A 5,555-nucleotide genomic window follows, 5' to 3' on the forward strand; every position below is an offset into this window, starting at 1 on the left:
AGTGTGAAAGTAGGTTATCGTCAGGCTAGTTATAAGAGAGAAACCCCATGCAGAAATGCGTGGGGTTTTTTTTCGTCCAATGGCATGATGGTGACTTATCAAATTAACTACTCACTTGGGCGAACATTGAAATCTGTTTTTTTCTGCGCCGGACTGCTGGCCAGTTTTTCTACCTACGCGCAATGCGATCTTGGCACCACCGTCACGACACCGATCGCCTTTGCCGGTCCCCACCGTGCGCCGGTTGTAACAGGGACAGTGAACCAGAAACCATTCCGGTTCAAACTCCATTCCAGCGATTCCGCTACCACATTGAACCGCGACGCAATTGAGAAGCTTGGTTTGCCGGTGCAATCGCGTTCCACCAACTATGTCGGCGTCAATTTACTCACTGTTTTCGCCGATAACGTCACGGTTGGCGCCGCCGCGCGCAGCGGCGAAATCGTGGTGCTCGACAAACATAGCGATTTGTACGACGGCCAGGTTGGTGGGACGATGTTGCTGCGTAACGACCTGGAACTGGCTTTCGCCGACGGTTACATGAAGCAGAATAAGCCGAGCGGATGTATCCGGACGTTCCTGGCATCGTGGGACCCGAAAGCCACGGTTGTCACCTTCACCGCAGACCCCCAGCACAATGACATGCGCCCCTGGTTCTGGGTCACCGTCAATGGCACGCGCGTCATGGCGACAATCGCCACAGATTACGAATATTCGATGATCGATTCGCACACGGCCGCGCGCCTAGGGCTGACCCACGATATGCCTGGCGCCGAAGAAGACGGCGAGGCCAAGGGTTGGTACGACAAAGTGCACAAGGTCACGAAAGTGCCGGCCATGGTATCCATCGGTAACGGCCCTACCAAAAAATCGACGCTACGTATTTTCGACATGAACCTCAGTGGTGAAGTCATGGTCCTCGGTGCGGACTTTTTGCGTGCCAACCGCGTCCTCATTTCGATGAGTCAAAGGAAGATCTACATCACGACAGTAAAAGACGGAATGTTCGACGAGTAGGACACTATCGGCTCACCTGCTCCCACTCCAGGGCAAATCGCGCCAGATATTTTTTGAGGCGGTCCGCGTCATTCGGTTTGGCCTTGGCAGCGCGCGACACGGCAAACAACTGGCGCCCCGCATCGGACAGGCTGCGCGCCGCGCGGCAGACTGCGATCACTTCCCGCAGCTGCGCCGCATCGAACCGGTCCAGCTGCGCGGCGCCATCGTCACCCAGCACCGACGCCAGTGCATCGCCGTCAAAAGGCGCGCGGCCATGGCGCCACATTCGCTTCAAACGGGCAATTTCATCGTCGACCACGGCGTCGCTGATCAACCCCGATTCCGACAACGTCGCCATGCGCGTCACCGATGCCGACAGGTCGCGAAAATTCCCGCTCCACAGGGCCGCCGGCGAGACGGCGAAGCGCATGAAGCGTGCGCGCGATTCGCGGTTGAAGCGCACCTTGCTGGCGTTTTCTTCGCTGAACTGCGCGAGCAAATACGCCAGGTTCGGTTCGATGTCTTCGACGCGCTGGGCCAGGCCGGGCAAGGCATAGCTCCACAGATTGATGCGCGCGTACAGGTCTTCGCGAAAACGGCCGGCGTGCACCTCGGCCGCGAGGTCGCGGTTGGTGCCGGCAATGAGCTGAAAGTCGCTCTGCACTTCATGGTCGCTCCCCATCGGGAAGAAACGCTTCTCTTCGATCGCCTTGAGCAGCATGGCCTGTTCGTCCGGACCCAGTTCGCCGATCTCGTCGAGGAACAGCAGTCCGCGGTGGGCACTGCGCAGCAAGCCGGGACGATCATTCGCCGCGCCGGTAAAAGCGCCCTTGACGTGGCCGAACAGGGCCGACGCAGCGCCATCGCCCCGCAGCGTTGCGCAATTCACTTCGACGAACTTGCCGTCGATCTGATGGCGGGCTTTTTTCAACTCGTGGACGCGGCGCGCGAGGAAGGACTTGCCGGCGCCGGTGGGGCCCATCAACAGGATCGGTGCGCGACTTTTGATGGCCACATGCTCGATCTCTTCGATCATGCGGTTGAAATCGGCATTGCGGGTCGCGATGCCCGACTTGAGAAACGCGATCCCTTCCGCATGGGCCAGCGAAAAGCGTTGTGCCAGCTGGTCGTAGCGCGACAGGTCGAGGTCGATCAGGATGTACTCGCCGGGATTCTTGCTGCTCGCGCGCCGCGGCGGCGACGTCTGCACCAGGCGGCCGGGAAAAAACCGCGCTTCCGTCATCAGGAACAGGCAGATCTGGGCGACGTGGGTGCCGGTCGTGATGTGGATCCAGTATTCTTCGGCGTCGAGGTCGAACGGATAATCCCGGGCGAAATCGAGCAGCGCCGCATACACCTGCTCGAAGTCCCATGGGTCGGCAATATCGAGCAGGCGCGGTACCACGGTCGTTTCAGGCGACACCGCGCCGATATCGGCCTGCACACTGCGCGCGAGATTCGTGAACGGCGCGTTGTACAGCAGCTCAAAGCGGTCGATAACGAGGTCGTCATGCTGCGTCAACGCGATCGTCGGGCGCCACTTTTCCCACCGTTCGCTGCGCGAGCCCTTGTCGAGCTGGGAGCCGAGAAAGCCAAGGACAACGAGGCGCTTCTTTTTCATTGGATAAAAGTTTATATGAGGGGATAAGGAATAGTATTGTCGCCGGGCGCTGCTGTACAGCGGTAATTTCAGATATCGTTTAAGAATCAGACACTTGAGAGATCGACGTCGACGTGGCACGCAGCTTGCAATAGATGGGATAACGCGAAGACGAACAGATCGTCTTCGGTACCCGGGAGAGCCGTCATGGCATGGATGATCAAGGCAGGAAAAATGGGAAAGGGCGCGGCCGGTTCGGCCAGCACCCTGTCGATTGTGTCGGTGCCAAACGGCGCGCACGGCTGGCGCCTGCTGAGTGTCCATGCGTGTCACGCAGCACCCGGCGATGTCTGGCAGGACGTCCTGGAAAATCTGATCCAACAGGAGAACAACGATGAACAATAACGATTACGATGTCATGCAACACGACGGCGGCGCGCCAATCAAGATGTGGACGCGTGGCGTCCCGGTGGAAGATGAAGCGAAAAGCCAGCTCGCCAACACCGCGCGCATGCCCTTCATCTACAAGCATCTGGCCGTGATGCCCGATGTCCACCTTGGCAAAGGTTCGACGATCGGCAGCGTCGTGCCGACGCTGGGTGCAGTCATTCCCGCGGCCGTCGGCGTGGATATCGGTTGCGGCATGATGGCGGCCAAAACCACGTTGTCCGCCAGCGACTTGCCGGACAACCTGGGACCGCTGCGGACAGCTATCGAGCGGGCGATCCCGCACGGTAGCGCGCCGAAGCAGCGCGGTAAACGGGACATCGGCGCCTGGCACGATACGCCTGATGCTGTCGACCTGGCCTGGGCCGCGCTGAAACCCGAGTTCGACGAAATCTGCCTGAAAACGCCGCGGCTCGCGAACACGAACAACTACCGGCACCTGGGGACGCTTGGCGGCGGCAATCACTTCGTCGAAATCTGCCTGGACGAAGCGGGCGCGGTGTGGCTGATGCTGCACTCGGGGTCGCGCGGCGTGGGTAACGCCATTGGGACACACTTCATCGAACTGGCCCAGCAGGACATGCGGACCCACTTCATCAACCTGCCCGATCGCGACCTGGCGTATCTGTCGGAAGGCACGCAGCATTACGACGATTACGTGCAAGCGGTCGGCTGGGCGCAAAAGTATGCGCGTACCAATCGCGAAGTGATGATGCAGAACCTGATCGCGGCACTGCGCACGGTGATTACAAAACCGTTCGAGACCCACGTGGAGGCCGTCAACTGTCACCACAATTATGTGCAGAAGGAGCGTCACTTCGGCAAGGATGTGCTGATCACGCGGAAAGGGGCGGTGTCGGCGCGGGCCGGTGAGCTGGGGATCATTCCGGGTTCGATGGGGGCGAAGAGTTTTATCGTGCGCGGCAAAGGCAATCCGGAGAGTTTTAACAGTTGCAGCCACGGCGCGGGCCGTACCATGAGCCGGACGAAGGCCAAGCGCATCTTCACGCTCGCCGACCAGATCAAGGCTACTGAAGGTGTGGAGTGCCGGAAGGACGAAGCGGTGATCGACGAAATCCCGATGGCATACAAGGATATCGACGCGGTGATGGCAGCGCAGCGGGAATTGGTGGAAGTGGTCCACACGCTCAAGCAGGTGGTCTGCGTCAAAGGATAGAGAGAGCAGGATGATGATAGAAATTGATGGATCAGAAGGAGAAGGCGGCGGCCAGGTGTTGCGCACGGCATTGACGCTGTCGATGATCACGGGCCAGCCGTTTCGCATTGTGCGGATCCGCGCGCGCCGGATCAAGCCAGGGCTGATGCGCCAGCACCTGGCGGCGGTCCAGGCGGCTGCTGCTATCAGTGGCGCCGAAGTCACTGGCGCACAGATCGGATCGACGGAACTGCTGTTCCAGCCGCAGGCCATACGCGGCGGCGACTATACCTTTGCCATCGGCTCGGCCGGCAGCTGCACGCTGGTGCTGCAGACGATTCTGCCTGCACTGCTGTTCGCGCCGGTGGCGTCGACGGTACGCATCAGCGGCGGCACGCACAATCCGCTGGCGCCGCCGGCGCCGTTCCTGCAGCGTGCTTACTTGCCGGTGCTGCACCAGATGGGCGCCGATGTGGTGCTCGACGTCGAGCGGGTTGGCTTCTATCCGGCCGGCGGCGGCGTGCTTGTGGCGCGGGTGGCGCCATGTGCCGGGCTCGCGCCTGTCGAACTGTGCGAGCGCGGTGCGCGTAGCGCCGGGTATGCGGAGAGCGTGATTGCAGGGGTGCCGCTGGACGTCGCCACGCGAGAACTCGAGGGCGTCAGCTCTGGCCTCGGCTGGACGGGTGACGATCTGCGCGTGGTGCGCCTGGCGCCAGAGTACGGGCCCGGCAACGTGCTGCTCGCGACGATCGTCTACGAGCACGTCACCGCGGTGTTTGCCGGCTTTGGCGAAAAATCGGTGCGGGCCGAAGCGGTGGCCAAGGCGCTGGTCGGCCGCGTGCGGCGCTACATCGCGTCCGGTGCGGTAGCCGACGAGTACCTTGCCGATCAGCTGATGCTGCCGTTCGCGCTGGCGGGCGGCGGCACCTTCACGGTGGACAAGGTGTCGCAGCATGCGTTGACCAACGCCAGCATCATCGAACGTTTTTTGCCGGTCAGGTTTGCCTTCACGCAACATGGCGCCAGGTCAACCTGCGCCGTTACATCAGCTTGTCCGGTGTCATCGGCACAGGCCGCCGAATAGCTGGCGGTCGCTCGTCTTCGCGGCGGATTGCAAAATGCAGCGCCGCATAAGATTGTTGGCCCGAGCTCTTCCCGATCAGAAGATTAATGGTCTTATAATCAACGGCGGAAAATGACGATCTGTTCAGCAACTCACATTGCAACTCAGGGGGCACAAAAACCGGTTCTTTTTCCTTGCAGTCGCGATTGGGCTTTGCTATAGTTCGCCTCCCAGCAAATTGCTGCAACAAATCAACAGGTTGCGACGAGATGTACGGGGACTGTTTCTGA

6 protein-coding genes are annotated in these 5,555 nt (G+C 60.6%); 4 read left to right on the top strand and 2 right to left on the bottom strand.

All coding sequences use genetic code 11. The annotated features are described in order from the left end of the window. Nucleotides 1-1,017 (top strand): hypothetical protein (locus V6M87_RS26905; protein ID WP_332879751.1); only part of this gene is annotated, 1,017 nt, incomplete at its 5' end. A 4-nt stretch (nt 1,018-1,021) separates the two neighbouring features. Here V6M87_RS26905 and rtcR read toward each other — a convergent pair. Continuing rightward, the gene (rtcR, locus tag V6M87_RS26910; RefSeq protein ID WP_332879752.1) at nt 1,022-2,620 is read right to left on the bottom strand and encodes an RNA repair transcriptional activator RtcR; all 1,599 of its coding nucleotides are present in this window, start codon (nt 2,618-2,620) and stop codon (nt 1,022-1,024) included. Between the two features lie 186 nt (nt 2,621-2,806). Here rtcR and V6M87_RS26915 point away from each other — a divergent pair, with 186 nt between their 5' ends. Genes V6M87_RS26915 through rtcA form a run of 3 tightly spaced genes read left to right on the top strand, consistent with a single transcriptional unit; the run spans nt 2,807 to nt 5,286 of the window. Then, nucleotides 2,807-3,004, top strand: a complete 198-nt coding sequence (locus V6M87_RS26915) for a hypothetical protein (protein ID WP_332879753.1) — start codon at nt 2,807-2,809, stop codon at nt 3,002-3,004. After that, nucleotides 2,994-4,223 (top strand): RtcB family protein, encoded by a 1,230-nt coding sequence (locus V6M87_RS26920; protein WP_332879754.1) that lies wholly within the window; start codon nt 2,994-2,996, stop codon nt 4,221-4,223. The genes V6M87_RS26915 and V6M87_RS26920 overlap by 11 nt, the downstream gene beginning before the upstream one ends. 13 nt (nt 4,224-4,236) lie before the next feature. After that, nucleotides 4,237-5,286, top strand: coding sequence for an RNA 3'-terminal phosphate cyclase (gene rtcA, locus V6M87_RS26925; protein WP_332879756.1), 1,050 nt, complete (start codon nt 4,237-4,239; stop codon nt 5,284-5,286). Here the strand turns inward: rtcA and V6M87_RS26930 are convergent. Continuing rightward, nucleotides 5,243-5,555: hypothetical protein (locus V6M87_RS26930; RefSeq protein ID WP_332879755.1), on the bottom strand; the 313-nt coding region annotated here is incomplete at its 5' end. The genes rtcA and V6M87_RS26930 overlap by 44 nt on opposite strands.

This window comes from Massilia sp. S19_KUP03_FR1, from assembly GCF_036688685.1.
In the GTDB taxonomy this organism is placed as follows: Bacteria; Pseudomonadota; Gammaproteobacteria; order Burkholderiales; family Burkholderiaceae_D; genus JALYUM01.

Coding starts and splice junctions, on each gene's coding strand:
- rtcR (WP_332879752.1), bottom strand. CDS start 2,620: ATGAAAAAGAAGCGCCTCGTTGTCCTTGGCTTTCTCGGCTCCCAGCTC.
- V6M87_RS26915 (WP_332879753.1), top strand. CDS start 2,807: ATGGCATGGATGATCAAGGCAGGAAAAATGGGAAAGGGCGCGGCCGGT.
- V6M87_RS26920 (WP_332879754.1), top strand. CDS start 2,994: ATGAACAATAACGATTACGATGTCATGCAACACGACGGCGGCGCGCCA.
- rtcA (WP_332879756.1), top strand. CDS start 4,237: ATGATAGAAATTGATGGATCAGAAGGAGAAGGCGGCGGCCAGGTGTTG.